37 protein-coding genes are annotated in these 23,398 nt (G+C 41.8%); 1 reads left to right on the top strand and 36 read right to left on the bottom strand.

What is annotated here, in order from left to right; genetic code table 11:
- Window positions 1–42: 42 nt before the first annotated feature.
- The 33 genes from HMPREF9380_RS09515 to pbp2a form a co-directional block, all read right to left on the bottom strand.
- Window positions 43–1,302 (bottom strand): glutamate-cysteine ligase family protein, encoded by a 1,260-nt coding sequence (locus HMPREF9380_RS09515; protein ID WP_002931941.1) that lies wholly within the window; start codon window positions 1,300–1,302, stop codon window positions 43–45.
- A gap of 247 nt (window positions 1,303–1,549) precedes the next feature.
- Window positions 1,550–1,936 carry a 50S ribosomal protein L17 gene (gene rplQ / locus HMPREF9380_RS09520; protein WP_002894521.1) on the bottom strand — a complete coding sequence of 129 codons (387 nt, stop codon included), beginning with the start codon at window positions 1,934–1,936 and terminating at the stop codon, window positions 1,550–1,552.
- An 11-nt stretch (window positions 1,937–1,947) separates the two neighbouring features.
- The gene (locus HMPREF9380_RS09525; protein WP_002894519.1) at window positions 1,948–2,886 is read right to left on the bottom strand and encodes a DNA-directed RNA polymerase subunit alpha; all 939 of its coding nucleotides are present in this window, start codon (window positions 2,884–2,886) and stop codon (window positions 1,948–1,950) included.
- A 45-nt stretch (window positions 2,887–2,931) separates the two neighbouring features.
- Window positions 2,932–3,315 (bottom strand): 30S ribosomal protein S11, encoded by a 384-nt coding sequence (rpsK, locus tag HMPREF9380_RS09530; RefSeq protein WP_001118385.1) that lies wholly within the window; start codon window positions 3,313–3,315, stop codon window positions 2,932–2,934.
- 19 nt (window positions 3,316–3,334) lie between these two features.
- Complete coding sequence (rpsM, locus tag HMPREF9380_RS09535) at window positions 3,335–3,700, bottom strand: 30S ribosomal protein S13 (protein ID WP_002931932.1); 366 nt, start codon at window positions 3,698–3,700, stop codon at window positions 3,335–3,337.
- Between the two features lie 17 nt (window positions 3,701–3,717).
- Complete coding sequence (gene rpmJ, locus HMPREF9380_RS11295) at window positions 3,718–3,834, bottom strand: 50S ribosomal protein L36 (protein WP_001808836.1); 117 nt, start codon at window positions 3,832–3,834, stop codon at window positions 3,718–3,720.
- A gap of 22 nt (window positions 3,835–3,856) precedes the next feature.
- On the bottom strand, window positions 3,857–4,075 hold the full coding sequence (gene infA, locus HMPREF9380_RS09540; RefSeq protein ID WP_001029883.1) for a translation initiation factor IF-1: 219 nt from the start codon (window positions 4,073–4,075) through the stop codon (window positions 3,857–3,859).
- Between the two features lie 117 nt (window positions 4,076–4,192).
- On the bottom strand, window positions 4,193–4,831 hold the full coding sequence (locus HMPREF9380_RS09545) for an adenylate kinase (protein WP_002931925.1): 639 nt from the start codon (window positions 4,829–4,831) through the stop codon (window positions 4,193–4,195).
- A 173-nt stretch (window positions 4,832–5,004) separates the two neighbouring features.
- Window positions 5,005–6,312 carry a preprotein translocase subunit SecY gene (secY, locus tag HMPREF9380_RS09550; RefSeq protein WP_002931923.1) on the bottom strand — a complete coding sequence of 436 codons (1,308 nt, stop codon included), beginning with the start codon at window positions 6,310–6,312 and terminating at the stop codon, window positions 5,005–5,007.
- A gap of 12 nt (window positions 6,313–6,324) precedes the next feature.
- Entirely contained in the window at window positions 6,325–6,765 is a 441-nt protein-coding gene (gene rplO / locus HMPREF9380_RS09555) for a 50S ribosomal protein L15 (protein ID WP_002901833.1), read from the bottom strand.
- A 154-nt stretch (window positions 6,766–6,919) separates the two neighbouring features.
- Window positions 6,920–7,102, bottom strand: coding sequence for a 50S ribosomal protein L30 (gene rpmD / locus HMPREF9380_RS09560; RefSeq protein ID WP_002899668.1), 183 nt, complete (start codon window positions 7,100–7,102; stop codon window positions 6,920–6,922).
- Window positions 7,103–7,115: 13 nt separating this feature from the next.
- The gene (gene rpsE / locus HMPREF9380_RS09565) at window positions 7,116–7,610 is read right to left on the bottom strand and encodes a 30S ribosomal protein S5 (RefSeq protein WP_002894506.1); all 495 of its coding nucleotides are present in this window, start codon (window positions 7,608–7,610) and stop codon (window positions 7,116–7,118) included.
- Window positions 7,611–7,627: 17 nt separating this feature from the next.
- Window positions 7,628–7,984, bottom strand: coding sequence for a 50S ribosomal protein L18 (rplR, locus tag HMPREF9380_RS09570; RefSeq protein ID WP_009659213.1), 357 nt, complete (start codon window positions 7,982–7,984; stop codon window positions 7,628–7,630).
- An 85-nt stretch (window positions 7,985–8,069) separates the two neighbouring features.
- Window positions 8,070–8,606: a 50S ribosomal protein L6 gene (gene rplF / locus HMPREF9380_RS09575; RefSeq protein WP_002894503.1), complete on the bottom strand. Its 537-nt coding sequence runs from the start codon at window positions 8,604–8,606 to the stop codon at window positions 8,070–8,072.
- A gap of 189 nt (window positions 8,607–8,795) precedes the next feature.
- Window positions 8,796–9,194 carry a 30S ribosomal protein S8 gene (gene rpsH / locus HMPREF9380_RS09580; protein WP_002898725.1) on the bottom strand — a complete coding sequence of 133 codons (399 nt, stop codon included), beginning with the start codon at window positions 9,192–9,194 and terminating at the stop codon, window positions 8,796–8,798.
- A gap of 213 nt (window positions 9,195–9,407) precedes the next feature.
- A complete protein-coding gene (locus HMPREF9380_RS09585; protein WP_001085697.1) occupies window positions 9,408–9,593 on the bottom strand; it encodes a type Z 30S ribosomal protein S14 in 186 nt (61 codons plus the stop codon).
- A 17-nt stretch (window positions 9,594–9,610) separates the two neighbouring features.
- Window positions 9,611–10,153 carry a 50S ribosomal protein L5 gene (gene rplE / locus HMPREF9380_RS09590; RefSeq protein ID WP_002894499.1) on the bottom strand — a complete coding sequence of 181 codons (543 nt, stop codon included), beginning with the start codon at window positions 10,151–10,153 and terminating at the stop codon, window positions 9,611–9,613.
- A 23-nt stretch (window positions 10,154–10,176) separates the two neighbouring features.
- Window positions 10,177–10,482 (bottom strand): 50S ribosomal protein L24, encoded by a 306-nt coding sequence (gene rplX, locus HMPREF9380_RS09595; RefSeq protein ID WP_002894497.1) that lies wholly within the window; start codon window positions 10,480–10,482, stop codon window positions 10,177–10,179.
- A gap of 75 nt (window positions 10,483–10,557) precedes the next feature.
- Window positions 10,558–10,926, bottom strand: coding sequence for a 50S ribosomal protein L14 (rplN, locus tag HMPREF9380_RS09600; RefSeq protein ID WP_002894494.1), 369 nt, complete (start codon window positions 10,924–10,926; stop codon window positions 10,558–10,560).
- 25 nt (window positions 10,927–10,951) lie between these two features.
- Window positions 10,952–11,212: a 30S ribosomal protein S17 gene (gene rpsQ / locus HMPREF9380_RS09605; RefSeq protein ID WP_000440801.1), complete on the bottom strand. Its 261-nt coding sequence runs from the start codon at window positions 11,210–11,212 to the stop codon at window positions 10,952–10,954.
- A 23-nt stretch (window positions 11,213–11,235) separates the two neighbouring features.
- Window positions 11,236–11,442, bottom strand: a complete 207-nt coding sequence (gene rpmC / locus HMPREF9380_RS09610) for a 50S ribosomal protein L29 (RefSeq protein ID WP_002894488.1) — start codon at window positions 11,440–11,442, stop codon at window positions 11,236–11,238.
- 9 nt (window positions 11,443–11,451) lie between these two features.
- Window positions 11,452–11,865, bottom strand: coding sequence for a 50S ribosomal protein L16 (rplP, locus tag HMPREF9380_RS09615; RefSeq protein WP_000960948.1), 414 nt, complete (start codon window positions 11,863–11,865; stop codon window positions 11,452–11,454).
- 3 nt (window positions 11,866–11,868) lie between these two features.
- Window positions 11,869–12,522, bottom strand: coding sequence for a 30S ribosomal protein S3 (gene rpsC / locus HMPREF9380_RS09620; RefSeq protein ID WP_002894486.1), 654 nt, complete (start codon window positions 12,520–12,522; stop codon window positions 11,869–11,871).
- Window positions 12,523–12,534: 12 nt separating this feature from the next.
- On the bottom strand, window positions 12,535–12,879 hold the full coding sequence (rplV, locus tag HMPREF9380_RS09625; RefSeq protein ID WP_002894484.1) for a 50S ribosomal protein L22: 345 nt from the start codon (window positions 12,877–12,879) through the stop codon (window positions 12,535–12,537).
- Between the two features lie 11 nt (window positions 12,880–12,890).
- A complete protein-coding gene (gene rpsS, locus HMPREF9380_RS09630) occupies window positions 12,891–13,172 on the bottom strand; it encodes a 30S ribosomal protein S19 (RefSeq protein WP_000533766.1) in 282 nt (93 codons plus the stop codon).
- Window positions 13,173–13,257: 85 nt separating this feature from the next.
- Entirely contained in the window at window positions 13,258–14,091 is an 834-nt protein-coding gene (gene rplB, locus HMPREF9380_RS09635; RefSeq protein WP_002894482.1) for a 50S ribosomal protein L2, read from the bottom strand.
- 17 nt (window positions 14,092–14,108) lie between these two features.
- A complete protein-coding gene (locus HMPREF9380_RS09640) occupies window positions 14,109–14,405 on the bottom strand; it encodes a 50S ribosomal protein L23 (RefSeq protein ID WP_002894481.1) in 297 nt (98 codons plus the stop codon).
- Entirely contained in the window at window positions 14,405–15,028 is a 624-nt protein-coding gene (gene rplD, locus HMPREF9380_RS09645; protein ID WP_002894480.1) for a 50S ribosomal protein L4, read from the bottom strand. Before rplD ends, HMPREF9380_RS09640 begins: the two co-directional genes overlap by 1 nt.
- A gap of 24 nt (window positions 15,029–15,052) precedes the next feature.
- Window positions 15,053–15,679, bottom strand: a complete 627-nt coding sequence (gene rplC, locus HMPREF9380_RS09650) for a 50S ribosomal protein L3 (protein WP_002894479.1) — start codon at window positions 15,677–15,679, stop codon at window positions 15,053–15,055.
- Between the two features lie 84 nt (window positions 15,680–15,763).
- The gene (gene rpsJ / locus HMPREF9380_RS09655) at window positions 15,764–16,072 is read right to left on the bottom strand and encodes a 30S ribosomal protein S10 (RefSeq protein WP_002894478.1); all 309 of its coding nucleotides are present in this window, start codon (window positions 16,070–16,072) and stop codon (window positions 15,764–15,766) included.
- Between the two features lie 294 nt (window positions 16,073–16,366).
- A complete protein-coding gene (secE, locus tag HMPREF9380_RS09660; RefSeq protein WP_002931917.1) occupies window positions 16,367–16,546 on the bottom strand; it encodes a preprotein translocase subunit SecE in 180 nt (59 codons plus the stop codon).
- A gap of 9 nt (window positions 16,547–16,555) precedes the next feature.
- Window positions 16,556–16,708 (bottom strand): 50S ribosomal protein L33, encoded by a 153-nt coding sequence (gene rpmG, locus HMPREF9380_RS11290; RefSeq protein WP_002894024.1) that lies wholly within the window; start codon window positions 16,706–16,708, stop codon window positions 16,556–16,558.
- Between the two features lie 68 nt (window positions 16,709–16,776).
- Window positions 16,777–19,005, bottom strand: a complete 2,229-nt coding sequence (pbp2a, locus tag HMPREF9380_RS09665; RefSeq protein WP_002931914.1) for a penicillin-binding protein PBP2A — start codon at window positions 19,003–19,005, stop codon at window positions 16,777–16,779.
- A gap of 176 nt (window positions 19,006–19,181) precedes the next feature.
- Between pbp2a and HMPREF9380_RS09670 the strand changes: the two genes are divergently transcribed.
- Window positions 19,182–20,057 (top strand): RluA family pseudouridine synthase, encoded by an 876-nt coding sequence (locus tag HMPREF9380_RS09670; RefSeq protein WP_002931913.1) that lies wholly within the window; start codon window positions 19,182–19,184, stop codon window positions 20,055–20,057.
- Between the two features lie 71 nt (window positions 20,058–20,128).
- On the opposite strand, the gene HMPREF9380_RS09675 is transcribed toward HMPREF9380_RS09670, so the two are convergent.
- From HMPREF9380_RS09675 to HMPREF9380_RS09685, 3 genes are all read right to left on the bottom strand, one after another.
- On the bottom strand, window positions 20,129–21,103 hold the full coding sequence (locus HMPREF9380_RS09675) for an acyltransferase family protein (protein WP_002931911.1): 975 nt from the start codon (window positions 21,101–21,103) through the stop codon (window positions 20,129–20,131).
- Window positions 21,104–21,287: 184 nt separating this feature from the next.
- Window positions 21,288–22,304 carry a UDP-glucose 4-epimerase GalE gene (gene galE, locus HMPREF9380_RS09680; protein ID WP_002931909.1) on the bottom strand — a complete coding sequence of 339 codons (1,017 nt, stop codon included), beginning with the start codon at window positions 22,302–22,304 and terminating at the stop codon, window positions 21,288–21,290.
- Between the two features lie 29 nt (window positions 22,305–22,333).
- Window positions 22,334–23,389 carry a sugar transferase gene (locus tag HMPREF9380_RS09685; RefSeq protein WP_002931906.1) on the bottom strand — a complete coding sequence of 352 codons (1,056 nt, stop codon included), beginning with the start codon at window positions 23,387–23,389 and terminating at the stop codon, window positions 22,334–22,336.
- Window positions 23,390–23,398: the final 9 nt, after the last annotated feature.

The following is a 23,398-nucleotide window of genomic DNA, read 5'->3' as shown; positions in this document are numbered from 1 at the left end:
AAATTTTTCTAGAATTTTTTATTCATCAGAGGCTAGCCTCTATTAAAGAGAGGGAAGATAAGCTTCCTCACCTAGTTGACGTGCTATTAAACCAGCCCTCGCCAGCTGAAGCAAACTCTCTGCGAATTCATAAATATGCTCTATTTCACTTGCGGTCAACTCTTTTTTAGAAAACTTTCTTCTTAAAGCTTTGTAATCTCGACCTTCCTGCTGAAAGAAGGGAGCATCTTGTAAATAGGCTTTTACATTTTCCAAATTTTCTATAATACCAAGATGAAAAGCAGCAGAAGAAAAGGTTTTATCAAAAGGCTGGGTGCAGACACTCCGAAACTCTACTGTCCCTCGTGTCGTCAAATCTTGATACTGATAGCTTCTGTGATTCTTGAAGTCTGATTCCTTTGGTGTCAAGTTTACTTTCTCACCTGAGAGGCTATAAGCTTCAATAGTTTTTTGACTCAAGTATTCATTAGCAGCTATCGGATAGAAATAGTAGGATTGACCATTTCGTTCGGCAGTAAAAAGTGCTGATCTATCAAGATATGCAAAAAATTCATCTTCAGTTTGGAAATCTTTCGAATTAACACCCGCATTTTCCTGTAAAATGCCATGCATTGATTGCTCCCAGAAAATATCCCGAGCTATTTTTGTATTCCAAGAAGAATCTGAAAATTCTGAATTGGCAAAAAGGTATGCCTTAGCAGCTTCAATTTGATTGAAGACATTGATAACAGTCAAATAATTCTCTCTTGAAACATCCAACTGCACTTGACTCCCACAAATAAAAGCTCCATATTCCGGATAATTGTGCAGACCTTCCATGTTCTTTCCCATAGCTAAATACTGCATCAGCATTTCATATCTTGGATATTTAACTGGATTGTTATCATTTTCTGCCCAGAAAGGATGAATACCTTCTCCTTGAATTTCATGGTTTTCTTCGCGCAGAATTGGCTGAATAATGTCTAGATACTTCTTAAAACGCTCTTCAACTTCTTGAATTCTTCTAGCCTTGGCAAAAGCAAATTCCAAAGTATTGTAAGAGACCTCAAAAAGAATTCTGTCTTCATTTTTAGTAGATTTCAGTTGGATAGGATTCCCATCTCTATCAAATCGTTCCGACTCAAAATCATACTCTTCCAACAGACGTTTCAAGAGATTTTTTGCAACATTTGTATCAGTCGCTCCGCCCTGGCTATTGACAATAGGAAATTCTAACTCAATGCCAATGTAGACAGTTGGATTTTCTTTGATATTCTTTAAATAGCGTTCTTTTAAAATTTGGATTGAATCCATCATTTTCATTTCCTATAAATTTTTGATAGTGTTAAAATATTATAACAAAATTTAAGGTATTTTCCTAGCCTTATACAAAAACGCCTGCTTACGAAATTGTTTTTGCCTTAAAAGCAATTTCGTAAACAAGCGTCTACCTATTATCAACTATATGATGAGTGTTCCCGCTAGGAAAGAATCCTAGCGGTAGACCAGAGCTAGACTAAGAATAGAGCTTCTATTCCATCATCATAACACTCAACAAAGATTGATGATCTTAAACTAATTCGATGATTGCCATTGGCGCAGCATCTCCACGGCGCGGTTCAGTTTTCAGGATACGAGTATATCCACCGTTGCGCTCTGCATAGCGTGGTGCAATCTCAGAGAACAATTTTTGAAGAGCAGTAGTTGTAGTATACTTTTCTGTTGCTTCATCATAGTTTTCTGATGCGATTTCATTGCGTACAAAAGCTGCTGCTTGACGACGAGCGTGCAAGTCTCCACGTTTGCCCAATGTAATCATTTTTTCAACTGTTTTACGGATTTCTTTAGCACGAGCTTCAGTTGTCACGATTGATTCGTTGATCAGCAAATCAGTAGTCAAATCGCGAAGCATTGCTTTACGTTGTGAGCTAGTGCGTCCTAGTTTACGGTAAGCCATGTATTCCTCCTTTATTTATCGTTTTTTAACCCCAGACCGAGATCAGCAAGTTTAACTTTTACTTCTTCCAGACTCTTGCGTCCCAAGTTACGAACTTTCATCATTTCAGGCTCAGATTTTTCTGTCAAATCAAATACAGTATTGATACCTGCACGTTTCAAACAGTTGTATGAGCGAACTGACAAATCTAATTCTTCGATGGTCCGTTCCAAAATGCGGTCATCAGAAGTCTTTTCTGCTTCCTTCATAACGTCTGCAGCGATAGCTACTTCTGTCAGGTTAGTGAAGAGATTCAAGTGTTCTGTAAGGATGCGGGCTGAAAGTCCCAAAGCATCTTCTGGAATAATTGTTCCATTCGTTAAAATTTCAAGGGTTAGTTTGTCAAAACCATCGTTGCTACCAACGCGAGCTGGCTCAACCTGGTAATTAACTTTTGTCACTGGCGTATAGATAGAATCCACCGCAAGTGTTCCCACTGGTGCATCATCTTTCTTATTTTCATCAGCAGGCACATAACCACGACCACTGTTGACAGTCATTGTTGCCTTAAAGCTTGCGCCTTCTCCGATTGTAAAGAGATAATGATCAGGGTTTATAATTTCAATATCACTGTCTGTCAAAATATCTCCGGCAGTTACTTCTGCTGGGCCTTCAACATCCAGTTCAATAATCTTTTCGTCTTGGACGTAAGATTTTACAGCAATCCCTTTGACGTTCAGAATAATTTGCATCACGTCTTCACGGACACCGGAAATCGTATCAAACTCGTGCAAAACACCTTCAATATTAATTGAAGTAACAGCAGCACCTGGAAGTGAAGCCAAAAGCACACGGCGAAGAGAATTTCCCAGTGTTGTACCATAACCACGCTCAAGCGGCTCTACTACAAACTTGCCATAATCTTTATTTTCATCAATTTTTGTTATATTTGGTTTTTCAAACTCAATCATTTGCTATACTCCCTCTTAAACGAAAAGCAGTGTAACGGTTGGTGATTATACACGGCGACGTTTTGGAGGACGAGCACCATTGTGTGGTACAGGAGTCACATCACGAATAGCTGTTACCTCAAGACCAGCGGCAGCAAGAGCACGAATAGCAGACTCACGACCAGAACCTGGACCTTTTACAGTAACTTCAACTGATTTCAGACCGTGTTCCTGTGCAGATTTAGCAGCTGCTTCTGATGCCATTTGGGCAGCAAATGGTGTAGATTTACGAGAACCTTTAAATCCAAGAGCTCCAGCAGATGACCAAGCAATCGCGTTACCGTGCACATCAGTAATCATAACAATAGTGTTATTAAATGTAGCGTGAATATGAGCAATACCGGATTCGATATTTTTCTTCACACGACGTTTACGTGTTGGTTTAGCCAAGACTTTTTACCTCCTTATATTATTTTTTCTTACCTGCAATCGCAATAGCTTTACCTTTACGAGTGCGGGCGTTATTTTTAGTGTTTTGTCCACGGACAGGAAGTCCACGACGGTGACGGATTCCACGGTATGAACCGATTTCCATCAAACGTTTGATGTTCAAGTTTACTTCACGACGAAGGTCACCTTCAACTTTAATCGCATCTACTTCACGACGGATAGCGTCTTCTTGTTCGATTGTAAGATCTTTTACACGGATGTCTTCTGAAACTCCAGCAGCTGCCAAGATTTTCTTAGAAGTTGGAAGTCCGATACCGTACACATAAGTCAGTGAAACGACTACACGTTTGTCATTTGGAATGTCAACTCCAGCAATACGAGCCATTTTTTCTCCTTTCTATCTTATCCTTGACGTTGTTTGTGTTTTGGATTTGCTGGGCAAATTACCATAACACGACCATTACGACGAATAACTTTGCAGTATTCGCAAATTGGTTTGACCGATGGTCTTACTTTCATTTTTTCCCTCCAAGTTTTTCGATTATTTAAAGCGGTATGTGATCCGTCCACGTGTCAAATCATAAGGACTCATTTCTACAGTCACACGGTCTCCCGCTAAAATACGAATATAGTTTTTACGAATTTTACCAGAAACTGTTGCTAAAATCTGATGTCCATTTTCAAGTTCAACCGTAAACATTGCATTAGGCATTGTATCAACTACCTTGCCTTCAACCTCAATCACATCGTCTTTTGCCACGCAAAAGTACCTCCATAAATTTCGATTTGATCCCTCTGAGCACAGAGGTAACAATTATAAGTCAGACTAATTCATTGTATCACTACTTGTCAAATATTGCAAGCAGGAAAAACGCTTTTATTTCAAATTTGTCAAGACTTTTTCGATAGCTGAGAAGACATCATTAATATCTTGATTTCCTTGAATATCATGGACCAGACCTTTGCTGCGATAGTGTTCAATAATCGGCTGACCCTGTGCGATATTGACATCCAAACGACGTTTAACTGTCTCAGGCTTGTCATCTTCGCGCTGGTAATAATCCTCTTCCTTGTAGTCTGCTGGTGGATTGAATACCTTGTGGAAGGTTTCGCCTGTTTCACGATGGATAATCCGGCCGCTCAAACGCTCCAGTAAACAATTAGGATCTACTTCTATATTGATAACGCCATCCAAAGCCAAATCAAGCTCTGCCAGAGTTTGGTCCAAGGCATTTGCTTGCTCAATCGTGCGCGGATAGCCATCCAAGAGGAAGCCTGTTTGCTTAATATCATCTTGACTCAAGCGTTCTTTAACGATTCCGTTTGTGACTTCATCTGGCACCAACTCGCCCTTGTCAATATAGGACTTGGCTAAAACGCCCATATCTGTTTGGTTAGCAATCGCCGCACGGAACATATCTCCAGTTGAAATATGTGCAACATTGAAGCGCTCAACGATTTTAGCAGCTTGAGTTCCTTTACCAGCACCTGGTAAGCCCATAATCAAAAGATTCATGATTGGTCTCCTTTTTTGTTTTTAAAGCAATCTATTAAACCGATTAATAAACTCGTTTAAAAACAAAATAGAAGGGGGTGAGTCTACTCTGTCCCCTTTTATTTTGTTTATTTTCGGTTCAAGAAAGGTTATCTGAACAAGCTTCTCATTAGACAAGCAATTCAAAAGTTCCCTTACTCTGATGTATCCATAAAGCCGACATACTTTCTCTTCAGCAGGTAGCCTTCTAGCTGTTTCATTCCCTCAATACCGGTTGAGATGATGATCAAGAGACTGGTTCCTCCAAGAGCAACGGCATCTGTCAATCCAAATACATCTTTAGCCAAGATAGGCAGGATAGAAATGAAACCTAGGAAGAGAGATCCCACTGTTGCCAAACGGCGCAGCAGTTTAGACATGTAGTCTTCTGTTCCTTTACCTGGACGAACACCTGGAATATAGGCTCCGCTCTTTTGCAGATTTTCTGCTGTCTTCTCTGGATTAATCTGTACAAAAGTATAGAAGAATGTAAAGAGGACAATCAGGAAGGCGTACATGAACATGCCACTAATGGTCGTTGTTGCCAAAAGTGACTGAGCTGTCTTAACCCAATCTGCGTCATAGCCCATGGCACTGACAACTTGGAAAATCGCTGCCGGTGCAGCTGTAATCGAGCTGGCAAAGATTACTGGAATAACCCCAGCCGGATTGACTTTAAGTGGCAGATAGGAGCTAGAAGGTGCACCCTTAGCTACTTTCGTATACTGAACTGGAATTTTATATTCAGCCTGCTGTACAAAGGTTGTAAAGTAAATGATAAGCAGGACTGCCACAATCAGAATCCCTACAAAAATGAAGGATGAAGTCAAACGCTCACTCGGAATATTGACAAAGTAATCTTCATAAATACCTTTAATCATATCAGGGATAGCTGAGACGATTCCGGCAAAGATAATCATGGAAACGCCATTTCCGTAACCCTTGTCTGTAATCTGCTCACCTAGCCAAGTTACAATCATTGAACCAGTTGCTAGAAGAACGCAAATCAAAGCGTAGGTCTGAACATTAGGATTGGCAACCAGATTAGCTCTTGAGAGAGTATCAAAACCAGCGGTAATCCCAATTGCCTGCACAAAGGCCAAAACTAGGGCGATATAACGGGTCGCTTGATTCAGCTTCCTCCGTCCCACTTCCCCTTGCTTGCCCCACTCTACAAACTTCGGAAGCAAGTCCATTTGCAGCAGCTGAACAACGATCGAAGCTGTGATGTAAGGACTGACTCCAAGTGCAAAGACAGAGAAGTTGCGCATGGCGTTACCAGAGACCAAGCTTAGCATATTCAAGAATGGCAAATCATTCAAATTGCTTAAGGCTTTGGCATTAATCCCTGGAACCGTTATGGTTGTACCGATACGGAAAACTAAGATGATAAAAATCGTGAACAGAATCTTAGACCGTACCTGTTTGATTTTAAATGCGTCTTTTAATAGTTTGAAAAACATAGGTCACCTCGCTTAGATGACTTCCACTGAACCACCTTTAGCAGTGATAGCTTCTTCAGCTGATTTAGAGAATTTAGCTGCCTTAACAGTCAATTTCTTTGTCAATTCTCCGTTACCAAGAATCTTGATACCTGATTTTTCAGCTTTTACAATACCTGCTTCGATGAGAACAACTGGTGTTACTTCAGCGCCATCTTCAAAGGCGTTCAGTTGGTCAAGGTTAACAATCGCATATTCTTTGCGGTTGATGTTTAGGAAACCACGTTTTGGAAGACGACGGAACAATGGAGTTTGCCCACCTTCAAAACCAAGGCGAACGCCGCCACCGCTACGAGCTTTTTGACCTTTTTGACCACGGCCAGATGTTTTACCGTTACCAGATGATGTACCACGACCAACACGGTTGCGGACTTTACGAGAACCTGCAGCAGGTTGTAATTCATGAAGTTTCATTATATTATTTCTCCTCTTTTGTAAAATGCTAGCGCTCATATAGGAGAAAAGGTGTCTCCTATATAAACTCGCCTATACATATATTTAGTTTTAGGGGCTGAGAAAATCCCATCCCCTAACGTATTTTAATTTAAAGTTGTTAAACCAGCAAAGCTTATTTAACGTCTTCAACAGTTACCAAGTGTGATACTGCAGTAATCATACCGCGTACTGCTGGATTATCTTCTTTGATAACTGAGCTGTTCAATTTGCCAAGTCCAAGTGCTACAACAGTTTTACGTTGTGACGGGATGCGTCCGATTGGAGACTTAGTCAAAGTAATTTTAATTTGAGCCATGTTATCCCCTTTCTTATGCCAAGTCAGAAACTGAAATACCACGAAGGGCAGCAACTTCTTCAGCGCGTTTTAATTGTTTCAAACCTTCAACAGTTGCGCGAACGATGTTGATTGGAGTGTTAGAGCCAAGAGATTTAGATGTAACATCTGCTACACCTGCCAACTCGATGACGGCACGAACCGCACCACCGGCAGCAACTCCAGAACCCTCAACAGCTGGCTTAAGCAATACTTTAGCTCCGCCAAATTCTGAAAGAACTTCGTGAGGAATTGTTGTACCAACCATTGGTACTTCAATCAAATTCTTCTTCGCATCTTCAACTGCCTTGCGGATTGCTTCTGGTACTTCTTGAGCTTTACCAGTACCGAAGCCAACACGACCATTGCGATCACCAACAACTACAAGAGCTGCAAAGCGAAGACGACGTCCACCTTTAACAACTTTTGTAACACGGTTGATGGCAACTAAACGTTCTTCAAGTTCAACTGCGTTGTCTTTAAATGCCATTTTCTAGTGTCCTCCTCTTAGAATTTCAATCCGTTTTCACGAGCTGCATCAGCCAAAGCTTTTACACGTCCGTGATAGAGATATCCACCGCGGTCGAAGACGACTTCAGAAATACCTTTAGCAACTGCACGTTCAGCAACGAGCTTACCAACAACAACGGCTTGTTCTGTTTTAGTTCCTTTTGAAACTTCTTTGTCAAGAGTTGAAGCGCTTGCGAGCGTTACACCCGCTACGTCATCAATCACTTGAGCGTAGATGCCTGTATTAGAACGGAATACGTTCAAACGTGGGCGATCAGCAGTTCCAGAGAGTTTTCCGCGAACGCGACGGTGGCGTTTTTGGCGGATTTTATTTTTATCTGGTTTCGTAATCACAATTTTCACCTCTTAATTTTAATCTTGTGCTTATGCACAACCTTGGAAAACAGCTTGTTTGGTTGAGAAAATCAGCCAGACAAGATTATTTACCAGTTTTACCTTCTTTACGGCGAACAAATTCACCAACGTAGCGGATACCTTTACCTTTGTATGGCTCTGGAGCACGCAGGCTACGTACGTAAGCCGCAGTTTGTCCAACTACTTCTTTTGAAATTCCGCTGACAACGATAGTTGTTGGGTTTGGAAGTTCAAAAGTGATGCCTTCTGGTGCTTCTACTTCGTCTGGATGAGATTTACCAACTGAAAGCACAAGCTTTTTGCCTTGAAGTTGAGCACGGTAACCAACCCCACGCATTTCAAGTTCTTTCTTGAATCCTTCTGATACACCAACAACCATGTTGTTCAAAAGGGCACGAGTTGTTCCGTGGATTGTTTTCATTTCTTTTGAATCGTTTGGACGGTGAAGAGTTACTTCAGTTCCTTCCACACGGATTTCAATATCTTTTGAGAACTCACGAGTCAGTTCTCCTTTAGGTCCTTTTACAGTTACAACGTTGTCTTTGTTGCTGATTTCAACACCAGCAGGCAACACGATAACTTTATTACCAATACGTGACATGTTTATATTCTCCTGTTAGATTGTCAGGCCGCAAGCGACCAGTTTTCACGGGGCTTAAATCGATTTCTCGATTTAAAGGAACATTTAGGTTTCAATTTCAAAGTGAATCTAAGCATCGTCTCGCAGGCATAACTTTGGGTTAGGCAAGAGACGATAACGAGGAGTCACAAGGAAATTGGGAGCTAAATATTACCAAACGTAAGCGATAACTTCTCCACCAACATTCTTTTGGCGTGCTTCTTTGTCAGTCAACAAGCCTTCAGATGTTGAAAGGATAGCAATTCCAAGTCCGTTCAGAACTTTTGGAAGATCGTCGCGTTTCTTGTAAACACGCAGACCTGGTTTTGAAACACGTTTCAAACCAGTGATAACTTTTTCACCATTTTGTCCGTATTTAAGGAATACACGAATGATGCCTTGTTTGTCATCTTCGATAATTTCAACGTTTTTTACAAAACCTTCACGCTTCAGGATTTCAGCAATCCCTTTTTTGATGTTTGATGCAGGAACTTCAAGCACTTCGTGGTTTGCTTGGTTAGCATTACGGATACGTGTCAGAAAGTCTGCAATTGGGTCAGTCATAACCATTTTATATTTCTCCTCTTACTAGTAGTTTGCAAGCTGCACTTGCTAGTTAATGATTGAGCTATGCTCAGATTGTGTTGACACATTCGAATAAGATTGCTCTTATTTGAACACGAGCTACAACCTGGGCAAAAAAGATAAATTTGTTTTGGAGCATCGCTCCTTCACCAAATTTCCTATTTTTGCTGTGGTTGTTGCGCTCTTTGTATCATGATATTACCAAGATGCTTTGGTAACGCCAGGGATTTGTCCTTTGTATGCTAATTCACGGAAGCAAACACGGCAAAGTTTAAACTTGCGGTAAACGGAATGTGGACGGCCACATTTTTCACAACGAGTATAAGCTTGCGTAGAGAACTTAGCTGGGCGTTTGTTCTTAGCAATCATTGATTTTTTAGCCATTTGTTTTACCTCCTATATTATTTTGCAAAAGGCATTCCAAGGCCTGTAAGCAATTCGCGTGACTCTTCGTCAGTGTTAGCAGTTGTTACGATAACGATGTCAAGACCGCGAGTCTTATCAACGTCATCAAAGTTGATTTCTGGGAAGATCAATTGTTCTTTCACACCAAGTGTGTAGTTTCCGCGCCCATCAAAAGATTTTGTTGGAACACCATGGAAGTCACGAACACGTGGAAGAGAAACTGAAACCAATTTATCCAAGAATTCATACATACGTTCGCCACGAAGGGTTACTTTAGCACCGATCGCTACACCTTCACGAAGACGGAAGCCGGCGATTGATTTTTTAGCTTTAGTGATAAGTGGTTTTTGACCTGAGATAAGAGCCAATTCTTCAGCAGCTTTTTCAAGATTTTTAGCGTTTGATACAGCGTCACCGACACCCATGTTCAAAACGATTTTATCCACTTTTGGCACAGCCATAACAGATGAGTAGTTGAACTTTTCAGTCAATGCTGGAACTACTTCTTTAAGATATTTTTCTTTTAAACGATTAGCCATTATACTTCTCCTTTCCTTCGTGATTAGTCAAGCACTTCGCCTGATTTTTTATTGTAACGAACTTTTTTGCCGTCTACAAACTTGTAACCAACACGTCCTGCAACACCATTTTTGTCAAGAACTTGAACGTTTGACACATGGATTGGTGCTTCTTTTTCCACGATAGCACCTTGAGGGTTTTCGTTATTTGGCTTTTGGTGTTTCTTAACGATGTTTACACCTTCAACAACAACTTTGTTTACTTTTGGAAGAGCTGTAACAACAAGTGCTTCAACACCCTTGTCTTTACCAGCAATTACGCGAACTTTGTCGCCTTTTTTTACAAACATTTATTTCTCCTCTTAATTCTTACGCCCATAGGGGCACCCTGACTTTTGTCAGGGGACTGTGTTTGTTAATTTCGATTAAAGTACTTCTGGAGCCAATGATACGATCTTCATGAAGCCGCCGTCACGCAATTCACGAGCAACTGGGCCGAAGATACGAGTTCCGCGAGGAGTTTTGTCTTCACGGATGATGACTGCAGCGTTTTCGTCAAATTTGATGTATGAACCATCTTTACGACGAGCACCTGATTTAGTACGAACGATAACAGCTTTTACAACGTCACCTTTCTTAACCGCACCACCAGGAGTAGCTTGTTTTACAGACGCAACGATTACATCACCGATGTTAGCGAACTTACGTCCTGAGCCACCAAGAACTTTGATTGTCAAGATTTCGCGAGCGCCGCTGTTGTCGGCAACTTTCAAACGAGTTTCTGTTTGAATCATTTAAGTTTTCTCCTTTCTGGTTTGATTAGATGATAACCGCTTCTTCAACGACTTCTACAAGACGGAAGCGTTTTGTAGCTGAAAGCGGACGAGTTTCCATGATACGAACGATATCGCCTTCTTTGGCAACATTGTTTTCGTCATGTGCTTTGTACTTCTTAGAGTAGTTAATACGTTTACCATAGACTGGGTGGTTACGTTTAGTTTCAACTACAACTGTGATTGTTTTGTCCATTTTGTCAGAAACAACGCGTCCGACAAGAACTTTACGATTATTGCGTTCCATTGAAATTCTCCTTCCCTAGTCTATTATTTAACTTCTGATTGAACAGTTTTAATACGAGCGATTTGTTTTTTCACTTCTTTCAAACGAGCTGTCTGCTCCAATTGGCCAGCAGCTGCTTGGAAACGAAGATCAAACAATTCTTTCTTCAATTCATTTTCACGCTTCGCGAGTTCTTCTTGAGAAAGACCACGAAGTTCTTTAACAAATTCTTTTACTTCATTAAGTTTCATGCCTTCTCCTTATTCTGCTTCACGTTTTACGAATTTACATTTAACTGGAAGTTTGTGGCTTGCAAGGCGAAGCGCTTCGCGAGCGATTTCTTCTGAAACGCCAGCAACTTCAAACATTACTTTGCCACGCTTAACTGGCGCAACCCAACCTTCTGGAGCACCTTTACCAGATCCCATCCGTACACCGATAGCTTTTGCAGTGTATGATTTGTGTGGGAAGATTTTAATCCAAACTTTACCACCACGCTTCATGTAACGAGTCATAGCGATACGGGCAGCTTCGATTTGGCGGTTAGTAATCCAGTGACTTGTAGTTGCTTGAAGACCGTATTCTCCAAATGCTACTTCTTTTCCGCCTTTTGCTTCGCCGCGCATTTTTCCACGGAATTCGCGACGGTGTTTAACACGTTTAGGTACTAACATTGGTTATTTACCTCCTTTAGTGTTTTTACGAGCTGGAAGGACTTCTCCACGGTAGATCCAGACTTTAACACCCAGTTTACCGTAAGTAGTATCAGCTTCTTCCCAAGCGTAATCGATATCCGCACGAAGAGTGTGAAGCGGAACAGTTCCCTCAGAGTAACCTTCGCTGCGGGCAATATCTGCACCGTTCAAACGACCTGATACTTGAGTTTTGATTCCCTTAGCTCCTGCACGCATTGTACGTTGGATAGCTTGTTTTTGAGCACGACGGAAAGCAACACGCTGCTCAAGCTGGCGAGCAATTCCTTCACCAACCAGATGCGCATCCAAGTCAGGACGCTTGATTTCGATGATGTTGATGTGGACTTGTTTTCCAGTCAATTTGTTGAGTTTTGCACGGAGTGCATCCACGTTTGCTCCACCTTTACCGATAACCATACCTGGCTTAGCAGTGTGAAGAGAAACGTTTACTTTGTTTACTGCGCGTTCAATTTCAATAGTTGAAATCGCTGCGTCAGCCAATTCTTTTTGAACGAATTTACGGATTGCAAGATCTTCATGAAGGTAATCCGCGTATTCTTTTTCAGCATACCATTTGGCATCCCAATCACGGATGATGCCGACACGCATACCAATTGGATGTACTTTTTGACCCACGATGTTACCTCCTTATTTTTCTGCAACGACCACAGTGATGTGGCTTGTGCGTTTGTTGATTGGTGAAGCTGAGCCTTTAGCGCGCGGACGGAAACGTTTCATAGTTGGTCCTTCGTTTGCGAAAGCTTCAGATACTACCAAGTTTGCTTTTTCCAAACCAAAGTTGTTTTCAGCATTAGCGATTGCAGAGTTCAAAACTTTTTCGATAATGCCAGCAGCTTTGTTTGGAGTGAATTTCAAGATTGCGATTGCGTCAGCGACGTTTTTACCACGAATATTGTCAAGAACCAGACGAGATTTACGAGGTGAAACACGCACTGTACGAGCCATTGCTTTAGCTGAAGTAATTTCTGCCATTTATGTTCTCCTTATTTTCTACGTGTTTTCTTGTCGTCTGCAGCGTGACCCTTGTAAGTACGAGTTGGCGCAAATTCACCAAGCTTGTGACCTACCATGTCTTCCTGGATGTAAACAGGTACGTGTTTACGTCCGTCATAAACTGCGATTGTGTAACCAATGAAACTTGGGAAGATCGTTGAACGACGTGACCAAGTTTTGATGACTTTTTTCTTTTCGTCGTTAGCTTGAGCTTCAACTTTCTTCATCAGATGCTCATCGACGAAAGGTCCTTTTTTAAGACTGCGTCCCATTTTATATTTTCTCCTTTAAATAAGTACCACAGCGGCCTGCGCTGACTAAGCAGCGCTACCGAGCTGGCGGATAGATTGTTTTAAATTATTTCTCGTTGCGACGACGAACGATAAGTTTGTCAGATTTCGCTTTTTTGTTACGAGTTTTAAGTCCAAGAGCAGGTTTGCCCCATGGAGTTGATGGCGCTTTACGACCAACTGGTGCTTTACCTTCACCACCACCGTGTGGGTGATCGTTAGGGTTCATTACAGAACCGCGAACTGTTGGGCGGATGCCTTTCCAACGGCTACGTCCTGCTTTACCAAGGTTTACAAGTCCATGTTGTTCGTTTCCGACAACACCAACTGTAGCGCGGCAAGTACCAAGAATCATACGAACTTCGCCTGATTGAAGACGAACAAGAGTGTACTTACCTTCTTGACCCAATACTTGAGCAGAAGCTCCAGCAGCACGAACCAATTCTCCACCGCGTCCTGGCTTCAACTCAATGTTGTGAACCAAAGTACCAACTGGGATGTTAGCAAGCGGAAGAGCATTTCCGACTTTGATATCTGCTTCAGGACCTGAAACGATGCGTTGACCAACTTCAAGGCCTTTAGGAGCGATGATATAAGCCTTCACACCGTCAGTGTAGTGAACCAAAGCGATGTTTGCTGAACGATTTGGATCATACTCGATTGTTTTTACAACTGCTTCAACAGCGTCTTTGTTACGCTTGAAGTCAATCAAACGGTAGTGACGCTTGTGGCCGCCACCTTGGTGACGAACAGTGATGCGACCGTTGTTATTACGACCAGCCTTGCTCTTCAAAGAAACAAGCAAAGATTTTTCTGGAGTGCTGGTAGTGATTTCAGCGAAATCCAAAGAAGTCATATTACGGCGACCGTTTGTTGTTGGTTTATAAACACGAATTCCCACGATATTTCCTCCTTAGATTATTCTTCTTCTGCACCGAACAACTCGATTGCTTTAGAATCAGCTGTCAGTGTTACGATAGCTTTTTTAGTTTTGTTTGTAAAACCAGTATAGCGTCCAACGCGTTTTGCTTTTGGTTTTACATTGATAGTGTTAACGTTAGCAACCTTAACTCCTTCAAAAGCAGCTTCAACAGCTTGCTTGATCAAGAGCTTGTGAGCGCGAGTGTCCACTTCAAATACGTATTTGCCTGCTTCGTACTGAGCCATTGAACCTTCAGTGATAACAGGTTTTTTGATTACGTCGTACAAATTCATTATGCAAGAACCTCCTCAATTTTAGAGATAGCTGCCTGAGTAACCAGAAGTTTATCGCTGTTTACGATGTCCAGAACGCTTGCAGTTGTTGCAGTTGCAACTTTCACGTTTGGAAGGTTGCGAGCTGAAAGTGCAGCGAATTCGTTTCCTTCTTCAAGGATAACAAGAACTTTTGTATCGATGCTCAGTGCAGCAAGCACTTTTGCAAACTCAGCAGTTTTTGGAGCTGTAAATGAAAGGCTGTCTACAGCTACGAATTTGTTTTCAGCAACTTTTTCAGAGTAAACTGATTTCAATGCCAATCTACGAACTTTACGTGGAAGTTTGTAAGCATATGAACGAGGAGTTGGACCGAATACGATACCACCACCACGCCATTGTGGAGAGCGGATAGAACCTTGACGAGCACGTCCAGTTCCTTTTTGACGCCATGGTTTGCGTCCGCCGCCTGATACTGCAGAACGGTTTTTAACAGCGTGAGTTCCTTGACGAAGGCTAGCGCGTTGGCTGATGATAACATCAAAGACAACTGATTCATTTGGCTCAATACCAAAGACCGCATCGTTCAGAACTACTTCACCAGCTTCTTTACCAGTTTGGTCAAATAATTTTACGTTTGCCATTGTGACTGATTTCCCCTTTCTTTATTACTTACCAGCTTTAACTGCTGACTTGATAGTGATAAGAGATTTCTTAGCACCTGGTACGTTACCTTTAATCAGGATAACGTTCTTCTCTGGAACAACCTGTACGATTTCAAGGTTTTGAATCGTTACACGGTTGCCACCCATACGTCCAGCCAAGCGTTTGTTTTTGAACACGCGGTTTGGCGCAACTGGTCCCATTGAACCAGGACGACGGTGGTAACGTGAACCGTGAGCCATTGGGCCACGAGATTGGCCGTGGCGCTTGATAACACCTTGGAAACCTTTACCTTTTGAAGTTCCTGTTACATCAACAACATCACCAGCTTCGAATGTATCGACAGTGATTTCTGCTCCTACTTCCAAGCCTTCAATGTTTTTGAATTCACGAATGAAGCGCTTAGGAGCTGTGTTAGCTTTCGCTACATGGCCTTTGGCAGGTTTGTTGCTCAATACGTCACGAAGGTCATCAAAACCAACTTGAACTGCGTTGTAACCATCTGTTTCAACTGTTTTAACCTGAAGAACAACGTTTGGAGCTGCTTCAACAACAGTTACAGGGATTAATTCGCCAGCTTCAGTGAAGATTTGAGTCATTCCCACTTTTTTCCCTAAGATTCCTTTTGTCATGAGAAAATGTTTCCTTTTCTATAAATTTTTTCAAAAAGTTTTTAACGAGCGTTTTTCATGCTCTGGTTTAGATCAAACTTTAGATTATAGTTTAATCTCTACGTTCACACCACTTGGAAGATCCAATTTCATCAAAGCGTCAACTGTTTTTTGAGTTGGGTTGATGATATCGATCAAGCGTTTGTGAGTACGCATTTCAAATTGTTCGCGAGAGTCTTTGTATTTGTGAGTCGCACGAATGATTGTGTAGAGGCTGCGCTCAGTTGGAAGTGGGATTGGACCCGCAACTTCAGCACCAGTACGAGTAGCAGTTTCTACGATTTTTGCAGCCGCTGTATCAAGTGTACGATGTTCGTAAGCTTTCAAACGGATGCGGATTTTTTTGTTTGCCATCTTTTTCTCCTTTTCGTCTATTTAAGATAATAGGCTAGCTCCACAAGAAAACCGACAGGTGATTGCGTGGCAATGCAACCGAGCGTGTCGCAACCTCTTGCATCAAAGCTAAACACTGTATTTTTACAGCACCATAGTATCTTAACACAAAGAACCAGTCATTGCAAGGGATTTGTGTAATTTTTTATAACTTTTTTATTTCTCGTTCAATTAAAGAAAAAAGCCCAATCTACTCTCAATAGATAGGACTTTGAATGATATGACTATTGTAGTTTTTTATTTCTACTTAAATCATTAAGAGAAAATTTTCAGAATCTGGAAAAGACCGCTTGCCACCACTTTGTCAAAGATATAGATGATTACTACAAAGAATGCAGTATATTCCATGACAGAGATAAAATCTGTCCATCTTTCTTTTCGGGTAGGCCAAGTTGTATCTTTCAATAATTTAAAAACATCTTTAAAGAATTTCACAACAATCTCCTATCTAGTTTCTTTATGCAGGGTGTATTTACTGCAATGTTTACAAAATTTATTAACTTCTAAACGCGTTGGTTTTGGAGTGCTACTGAGCTTAACCGAGTAGTTCCTAGAACCACAGACTGTACACGCTAGACTCGCCTTTTTTAATGCCATAACGCCTCCATCTTTCTTATTATAGCAGGATTCTATGCTTTTGACAAGCCGTTCAGCTCTTTTAAATCCTATTGAAACCAACTGGTAACAGTATCCCAGAGGTTTTTCGCTTTCTCAGGAATACCAGTGTCATCAATGGCTTTCTTGGCTTCATCCACCAGATTTTGAGCTCGGTCCTGAACATCCTGCAGGAAGTCTTTGTTTTCAGTTGTAGTACCCGTTTCCTCTGTACCATAGGTGTCCACAGGGGCAATACCGTTGGCAGCATAGGCATTCTTTTCTCCTTCAAAGGAAGTTCCTTCTGTATATGGCAGGATGCTATTGGCAACATTTCGGAAAACCGCCGATGCTTCATTCGCACTGGTCCCAGTCAGATAGTGGGTCTCATCAGTTTTTGGAAAGCCTAGCCACTGGCTGATAACCACATCCGGCGTATAACCAATAACCCATTGGTCACCAGATAGATCTGGGTTAAAGTCCGTTTCAGTCGTACCGGTCTTACCAGCCATAGTATAGCCATATGGAGCTGCATAAATACCTGTACCGTTCGAGAAAGTCCCCAGCATCATGCTGTTCATCTTGTCAGTCGTTGAGCTATTGAGAACCCGGGTAGAAGTTTGGCGATGGGTCTTGACAACTTGACCGCTGGCATTTTCAATTTTTGTAATGAGATGGGCATCATTCATCACACCGCCATTGGCAAAGACTGAATATGCCTGCGCCATCTGCATTGGATTGGTTGTAACTCCGCTTCCTAGAGCCACGCCCAAGGTCTTATCAACCTTGTCCATATTCAGACCAAACTTTTTCCCGTACTCAAAGGCTTTGTTAATGCCTAACTCGTCTACAGTTGAAACAGCCGGAATGTTCAGAGATTCTGCCAAGGCTTGATACATTGGAACTTTAGGGGAGCTTTGGATATTGCCGTAATTGTTGATGGTATAGTCGCCAAAGGTGGTTCTGGTATTATCCAGCTCCTTATCTGTCGGCCAACCAGCAGCAACGGCTGGACTGTAAGCAACCAAAGGCTTGATAGTAGAGCCGGGGCTGCGGGAAGACTGGGTTGCATAGTTAAAGCTTCTGAAGGTCGAACCTTCTGCACTATTGACTCGCCCTACTAGTGCCCGCACACCGCCGGTTTTTGGATCCAAGGCAACACTGCCCGACTCAGCCATAGTACCATCTTCTGCTACAGGAAAGAGAGAGACATTGCTGTAAATAACCTGCATGCTGGCTTGGTAGTTCTGATCCAATTCAGTATAAATGCGATAGCCATTATTAACAATCTCTTCTTCTGTCAAGCCGTAGTCATTCACCGCTTCATTGATAACCGCATCGAAATAGGATGGATAGCGATAGTCTTCTGACTTACCGGCATACGCATCAACCAGCTGGCTACCGATTCCTACAGCGGCAGCCTGATTGGCCGTCCCCTGATCAATAAAGCCTGCAGCAACCATATTTTGCAGCACCGTATTACGGCGATTGGTCGCATTTTCAACTGAATACAGCGGATTGTAAATCTCTGGTCCCTTGAGCATACCAGCCAGAACAGCCGACTGGTCCAGACTGAGCTGACTAGCCGAAACTCCGAAATATTTCTTAGAGGCATCCTCCACACCCCAGACCCCATTCCCAAAATAGGAATTATTGAGGTACATGGTCAGGATTTCCTGCTTGCTGTATTTCTTATTGATTTCCAGAGCCAGGAAAAATTCCTTGGCCTTCCGCTCGATGGTCTGGTCCTGAGACAGATAGGCATTTTTGGCCAACTGCTGGGTGATGGTAGAACCCCCACCCGAGCGACCGGCTGTCAGGATAGCTAGGATAAAACGACTGTAGTTAATCCCGCCATTCTCATAGAAAGTCCGGTCCTCTGTCGCGATGACAGCATTCTGCAGGTCTTGACTAATCTCAGTAAGCTCGACATAAGTCCCTTTCTGACCAGACAGACTTCCTGCTTCATTACCATCCTTGTCAAAGATGAGCGTGGTAGCTTTAAGGGCATTCTGCAAATCCTTGACATTGGTCGTCTTAGCCACATAAAAGAGATAGCCGCCGACCACCAGACCAAAGGTCAAGCCGAGAATCAGGAATATCTTGGTCAGATGAAACCGGCGCCAAAAACGGCGGATAGGGTGCTGAGAGAGAGGTTTCTTTTTTGTCTTACCCGAACGGCTGAGACCAGACTTAGCCTGCTCTTCTGTCAGTTCTACCTCCTCTGCTGCTTCTTTTTGAGGTTTCTGTATAGTAAAATAATCTACTAATTTTTCAAACAAATCTTTTAAATTCTTCATAAACCTTATTTTATCACCTTATTTAGGTGCAGACAAGAAAGTACCCTATTTCCTGTCTGATTTTTAGTTATTTTTAAGAAAAAGGGTATATTAAATAGCCGTTTAAAAGCCTCTGCAGCAAGTCTTACCCGACACTAGCTGTTTCCAAACAGCAGGCTTTCTGCTACAATAAATGTATGAAATTTACACTGACTATCCCAGATGGACTGCCTGCTATGACAGTCAAAGAGCTGCTGGAAGAACAATTTCTCATTCCACGAAAAATTCGGCACTTTCTGCGGACCAAAAAGCACGTGTCCGTCAACGGTCTAGCTATCAACTGGCAGACTGTAGTCAACCCCGGAGATGATGTCTGCCTGATATTTGATGAAGAGGATTATCCTCAAAAGACAATCTTGTTTGGAAATGGCGAACTCGTAGAGGAGCTCTATCAGGACCAGCACCTCATTATCGTCAATAAACCCGAGGGTATGAAAACCCACGCTAATGAACCAACAGAGCTAGCCCTTCTTAATCATGTTTCTACCTATGTTGGCGAGACCTGCTATGTCGTTCACCGGCTAGATAAAGAAACCAGCGGTGCTGTCCTCTTTGCCAAGAATCCCTTTGTCCTGCCCATCCTCAATCGGCTGCTGGAAAAGCGAGAAATCAGCCGCGAATATTGGGCTCTGGTCCAAGGCAAGTTCCCAAGCAAAAAGCTTATCTATAAAGACAAGATTGGCCGCGACCGCCATGACCGCAGGAAACGGCTGGTTGACCCCCGAAAAGGACTCTATGCAGAGACCCATGTGACTCGACTCAAGCAATTTGGGCAGGCTGCCTTGGTCAAATGCCAACTCAAGACTGGACGCACCCATCAGATCCGTGTTCATCTAGCTCACCACGGACACCCACTTATCGGTGACCCCCTTTATCATCCGCAGCCCAAAGGGCGGCTTATGCTCCATGCCCATCGGCTGACCTTCACCCACCCTTTTACGCTAGAAAAAATAACCATCGAAGCCCGCTCTGACAGTTTTGAAAAAGTATTGAGCAGTCTAAACCCAAGATAGACCAAGAAAAGCAACAGTATGATCTGTTGCTTTTAGTTTGGAGTGAAGAGGATAAGCTATGATAACTTACATCACTGAGCCGGAAGTGCACTGATAAGTCTGGGCCTGATAACTTTCTGAAAAGCTATGCTCAGCAAGTAAGACAATAAGAAAATGATAAAAAAGCCAAAACTATAAATAGTATTCCGAGGCATTATCGACCTGAAAATGAAGATAATGAAGGGATGAATGATATAAATCATGGTGGCATATCTCTTGGCGATATTATTCAAAATCGGAATATCAATATTGGTCCCATTTCTGACCGCATAGAGGAAAATTGCACTGGAAGACAAAAGGGTGCTAGGATAGAGGTCGTACTCCGTACCCATGAAACAGTACTCAAGCAGAATCAAGCCTGCTATTCCCAAGCCAATCGCCCATTTCCTGACAGAAGACAAGTCGTAGGCTAAAATCCGATCCCGATGCTTGGCAAACTGCATGCCTAGAATAAAGAACGGAAGGCCCATAAACAGGAAGTTACGATAGTAAAATTCGCTGTCTGTATTGAACTCGATACAAAAGGCCAGGACCAACAAGAATAAGGACACACCAAAGCTAGTTAAGCGGTGAAAATGCTTATAAAAAATCAAATAAAGCGTGTAGATATAGGAAATAGCCAGCAAATACCAAGTCGGTGTAGCAGCCGAGCCAATCAAGTCTCTGGGACTGTTAAAGAGGAAAAAGTCCGCAAAATCAGATAGATCAATAGATGCCATCTTTTCTGTTAGCTCTCTGGTCAGCACTAGGTTGACAAAATGCACAATCGTGTAAAATAGGAGACTGGCAGCTGTCAAAAGAAGCATCTGCTTGAGACGATACTTGACCTTATCCCTGGAAATATTAAAGGAAAAATAGCCCGACAGCATCATGAAAAAGGGAACTGCAAAGCGGGCCACAATTTGATAAAAAACGCCAAATTGCCCCGGCAGCAGAAAGTGTAAGGAAACAATACTAAAGCAAGCTAGGGCTTTAAAAGCGTGCAAAGTTGTGTTTTCAGTCTTCATGCAGACATTATAGCATGTTTATTATTACAGCTCATCAAGACCAGATTACACGCCCATTAAAAAACATATCAATTGATGACATTCTTTAAAAAGTTTTGCATCTGTAGGAGAAGACAGCTCTTATATAGAAAAACTCTTCTGCACTATTACAAAAGAGTTTTATTCACCTGACTGATATTCTATGTTAGCTTTCATAGCCATTAGGATTTGAGCTTTGCCATCTCCAAGAATCTCGCATCATATCTTGGAGAGTTTTCTCAGCTTTCCAGCCCAAAATGTCATTCGCTTTACTTGCATCGGCATAGCAAGTCGCCACATCTCCAGGCCGTCTCTCCTTGATAGCATAAGGAACTTTCACTCCATTGACATTTTCAAAGGCTTTAACCATATCCAGTACACTATAACCAATCCCTGTACCAAGATTGAAGACAGCAACTCCTTTGTTTTCTAAATTATGTTTCAAAGCCAAAACATGACCCTTGGCTAAGTCGACTACATGGATATAATCCCGCACTCCTGTACCGTCGTGCGTATCATAATCATTTCCGAAAACGCTAAGCTCTTGTAATTTACCGACCGCAACCTGAGTAATATAAGGCATGAGATTATTAGGAATTCCATTTGGGGCCTCACCAATCATACCAGACTCGTGAGCACCAATTGGATTGAAGTAACGAAGATTGGTTACAGACCAATCTGAATTTGCAAGAGCAACATCCGTCAAAATCTGCTCCATCATCAGCTTGGTATAACCATATGGATTGGTCGCTGAAGTAGATAAATCTTCTGTCAATGGTGAAATATTATTCATACCATAGACAGTAGCACTTGAACTAAAGATAATATGTTCCACTTTGTGCAACTTCATAACATCAAGCAAAGAGATGGTCCCACATACATTATTCTTATAATATTTTAGTGGTTCTTGCACTGATTCCCCTACAGCTTTGTATGCTGCAAAATGGATTACTGCATCAATTTGATTCTCTTCAAAAACCCGATTCATAAAATCTTTATCCGAAATAGAACCCTTGTAAAACGGAACCTCTACTCCTGTGATAGTTTTCAACCTATCCAATACTTCTACAGAGCTATTTGAAAAGTTATCGACAATAATGGCTTCATAGCCTGCTGCTATTAACTCAACCACCGTGTGGCTTCCTATATAGCCCGCTCCTCCTGTAACTAAAATTCTTTTCATGAGTCATCCCTCCTCGTAAACCCTAAAATTCATTTTAATTTTGCTAGTGCAGTTAGCAGATATTTCCCTTCCTGAAGTTGGCTGCCAATCCTTCGAGCATTTCTTACCAATTCGTTGTATTCTTCCTCTGTTAAGTTGCTTAGTTCTGTTTCTAGATCATAGAGAGAAGAAACTGCAATACCACATTTCTGTTTTAACATAAAATGAGCTAGAGCCGACTCTTTCCATACCACTACAGGAAATCCTGCTGCCAAATACAAAGAAGCTTTGTGGGAATTATTAAAACGTAGGTAATTCCCATATGTGCCTTGGCAAGTTTCTGCGCTATCGCCATCCCAAACTAACCCAAAACTTCCAACTAGTGCTGAAAGGAGCTCATCTGGCATAAAAGATCCAAAGTAACTCGTATTCTTCGAAGAACGACTTTCATCAAATCCAACTCCATAAAGATTAAACGAAGGTTTATCCGGCAAAGCGTATAAATATCCCGCTTTACTAGGCGTCAAATTACCAGCAACCATAATAGGAAAATCTTTTTGAGGCATTGTCTTCTTATCAAAATCTGGAGTCAAATAATCAAAAATTTCTAAGCTAATCATTTGTTCCATCGGTACACCTTGCTCGAACAAAACTTTCTTCATAGTATCATTATGAACTATTATACCATTTACAAGTCGAAAGGTCTTTTTTTCTTGAAAATAATTCCTTAACTTATGACGGAACTTAACTGTAGATGCTGCCGAATTTCTCAAAGTCTCCACATCATGGATTAATAGATATAGTTTTACACCCCTTTTTTGTGCTCGCTTTATCAATGAAGAAATGAAAAACGTATGATGGATAATGGGAAACTGAATTAGTAATTCATCCCCATCACCTAACTGATCGAAAGCAGCTTTCATCGCACGATATTTGTGCTCCTGAGCCTTTAAAAAATTCATTTCGTACCAATTTTCTACTCGAAGAGCTAGCCCCCTATACCCTGCTGATATTAGGATTGCTTCCGCATCGTCTCGCGCCTTATTTCCCGCATTTTTTTTATGCTCATTATGCAGAAATGAATCTTTTAGATAATACTTGACCATTTGTCCTCT

Source organism: Streptococcus sanguinis SK49 (assembly GCF_000212815.1).
GTDB classification, from domain to species: domain Bacteria; phylum Bacillota; class Bacilli; order Lactobacillales; family Streptococcaceae; genus Streptococcus; species Streptococcus sanguinis_C.
This window is presented reverse-complemented; position numbering and strand designations above follow the sequence as displayed.

What these genes read in the sequence shown, in the direction of transcription:
- HMPREF9380_RS09515 (WP_002931941.1), bottom strand. Translation starts at nt 1,302, where the DNA reads ATGAAAATGATGGATTCAATCCAAATTTTAAAAGAACGCTATTTAAAG.
- rpmD (WP_002899668.1), bottom strand. Translation starts at nt 7,102, where the DNA reads ATGGCTCAAATTAAAATTACTTTGACTAAGTCTCCAATCGGACGCATC.
- rplF (WP_002894503.1), bottom strand. Translation starts at nt 8,606, where the DNA reads ATGTCACGTATTGGTAATAAAGTTATCGTGTTGCCTGCTGGTGTTGAA.
- rpsM (WP_002931932.1), bottom strand. Translation starts at nt 3,700, where the DNA reads ATGGCTCGTATTGCTGGAGTTGACATTCCAAATGACAAACGTGTAGTC.
- rpmJ (WP_001808836.1), bottom strand. Translation starts at nt 3,834, where the DNA reads ATGAAAGTAAGACCATCGGTCAAACCAATTTGCGAATACTGCAAAGTT.
- rpmG (WP_002894024.1), bottom strand. Translation starts at nt 16,708, where the DNA reads ATGGCATTAAAAAAGGCGAGTCTAGCGTGTACAGTCTGTGGTTCTAGG.
- rplP (WP_000960948.1), bottom strand. Translation starts at nt 11,865, where the DNA reads ATGTTAGTACCTAAACGTGTTAAACACCGTCGCGAATTCCGTGGAAAA.
- rpsE (WP_002894506.1), bottom strand. Translation starts at nt 7,610, where the DNA reads ATGGCATTTAAAGACAACGCAGTTGAACTTGAAGAACGTTTAGTTGCC.
- secY (WP_002931923.1), bottom strand. Translation starts at nt 6,312, where the DNA reads ATGTTTTTCAAACTATTAAAAGACGCATTTAAAATCAAACAGGTACGG.
- rplQ (WP_002894521.1), bottom strand. Translation starts at nt 1,936, where the DNA reads ATGGCTTACCGTAAACTAGGACGCACTAGCTCACAACGTAAAGCAATG.
- rplO (WP_002901833.1), bottom strand. Translation starts at nt 6,765, where the DNA reads ATGAAACTTCATGAATTACAACCTGCTGCAGGTTCTCGTAAAGTCCGC.
- galE (WP_002931909.1), bottom strand. Translation starts at nt 22,304, where the DNA reads ATGAAAAGAATTTTAGTTACAGGAGGAGCGGGCTATATAGGAAGCCAC.
- rpsQ (WP_000440801.1), bottom strand. Translation starts at nt 11,212, where the DNA reads ATGGAACGCAATAATCGTAAAGTTCTTGTCGGACGCGTTGTTTCTGAC.
- HMPREF9380_RS09545 (WP_002931925.1), bottom strand. Translation starts at nt 4,831, where the DNA reads ATGAATCTTTTGATTATGGGCTTACCAGGTGCTGGTAAAGGAACTCAA.
- rpsS (WP_000533766.1), bottom strand. Translation starts at nt 13,172, where the DNA reads ATGGGACGCAGTCTTAAAAAAGGACCTTTCGTCGATGAGCATCTGATG.
- HMPREF9380_RS09685 (WP_002931906.1), bottom strand. Translation starts at nt 23,389, where the DNA reads ATGGTCAAGTATTATCTAAAAGATTCATTTCTGCATAATGAGCATAAA.
- rpmC (WP_002894488.1), bottom strand. Translation starts at nt 11,442, where the DNA reads ATGAAACTTAATGAAGTAAAAGAATTTGTTAAAGAACTTCGTGGTCTT.
- rplN (WP_002894494.1), bottom strand. Translation starts at nt 10,926, where the DNA reads ATGATTCAAACAGAAACTCGTTTGAAAGTTGCCGACAACAGCGGCGCT.
- pbp2a (WP_002931914.1), bottom strand. Translation starts at nt 19,005, where the DNA reads ATGAAGAATTTAAAAGATTTGTTTGAAAAATTAGTAGATTATTTTACT.
- HMPREF9380_RS09675 (WP_002931911.1), bottom strand. Translation starts at nt 21,103, where the DNA reads ATGAAGACTGAAAACACAACTTTGCACGCTTTTAAAGCCCTAGCTTGC.
- HMPREF9380_RS09640 (WP_002894481.1), bottom strand. Translation starts at nt 14,405, where the DNA reads ATGAATTTGTACGACGTAATCAAAAAACCTGTTATCACTGAAGGTTCA.
- rpsH (WP_002898725.1), bottom strand. Translation starts at nt 9,194, where the DNA reads ATGGTTATGACTGACCCAATTGCAGACTTTCTGACACGTATCCGTAAT.
- rplV (WP_002894484.1), bottom strand. Translation starts at nt 12,879, where the DNA reads ATGGCAGAAATTACTTCAGCTAAAGCAATGGCTCGTACAGTGCGTGTT.
- rpsJ (WP_002894478.1), bottom strand. Translation starts at nt 16,072, where the DNA reads ATGGCAAACAAAAAAATCCGCATCCGTTTGAAAGCTTACGAACATCGT.
- rplE (WP_002894499.1), bottom strand. Translation starts at nt 10,153, where the DNA reads ATGGCTAATCGTTTAAAAGAAAAATATCTTAAAGAAGTAGTTCCAGCA.
- rplD (WP_002894480.1), bottom strand. Translation starts at nt 15,028, where the DNA reads ATGGCAAACGTAAAATTATTTGACCAAACTGGTAAAGAAGCTGGTGAA.
- HMPREF9380_RS09670 (WP_002931913.1), top strand. Translation starts at nt 19,182, where the DNA reads ATGAAATTTACACTGACTATCCCAGATGGACTGCCTGCTATGACAGTC.
- HMPREF9380_RS09525 (WP_002894519.1), bottom strand. Translation starts at nt 2,886, where the DNA reads ATGATTGAGTTTGAAAAACCAAATATAACAAAAATTGATGAAAATAAA.
- HMPREF9380_RS09585 (WP_001085697.1), bottom strand. Translation starts at nt 9,593, where the DNA reads ATGGCTAAAAAATCAATGATTGCTAAGAACAAACGCCCAGCTAAGTTC.
- rplX (WP_002894497.1), bottom strand. Translation starts at nt 10,482, where the DNA reads ATGTTTGTAAAAAAAGGCGACAAAGTTCGCGTAATTGCTGGTAAAGAC.
- rplC (WP_002894479.1), bottom strand. Translation starts at nt 15,679, where the DNA reads ATGACAAAAGGAATCTTAGGGAAAAAAGTGGGAATGACTCAAATCTTC.